The sequence below is a fragment of the Halalkalibacter wakoensis JCM 9140 genome, from assembly GCF_000513095.1.
Lineage (GTDB): Bacteria > Bacillota > Bacilli > Bacillales > Bacillaceae_D > Halalkalibacter > Halalkalibacter wakoensis.
Window position 1 is genome coordinate 1 of sequence record NZ_BAUT01000185.1, and the last position, 516, is coordinate 516.

Annotated in this window: 1 protein-coding gene; it reads left to right on the forward strand. The window is 32.2% G+C overall.

Annotated features, from left to right (window positions below; translation table 11 throughout):
- Positions 1-516, forward strand: a 516-nt coding sequence (locus JCM9140_RS22185) for a hypothetical protein (protein WP_034751882.1), incomplete at both ends; no start/stop codon positions are given.

Consider the following 516-nt stretch of genomic DNA (forward strand, 5'->3'; position numbering starts at 1 on the left):
CAGCCAAATTAATGATGTCGTGGATTCCTGGACACTTTTAAACAATAACCCTAAATACCAACAACACTACGACTATATTTATAATAACTCACAAAAAACAGTTAAAGCGTTCGCTCGTCACATTAGGAATACAATCTATCCAGAGCATAGAACATGTGTTAAGCGATTAGTTCGTTTATTAAAAGAAGAGAACAAGTCATTCCCACCAATTTGTCCTCACGCTTATGCATATGTATTTTGGAGAAAATCAATTGATGAAATTGATCATTTTTATGAAGTTGATAGGTATGGTCATGCAAATAGAAAATATCCTTATGATCTGGATGTTGCTTCTGGTTTAGATCGAGACTTCATTAAATCATTTGTTGATGAATGGATCGATTATTATGACTATGTTCGAGATAAAGAGCTTGTGGGTTTGAATTGGATTATCAATAAAATTATTAGTGTTTTATTGTCAAACCATTATATGAATTGGTTACGTATCTCAACAAAATATAGTGAAGCAAGAGAAGA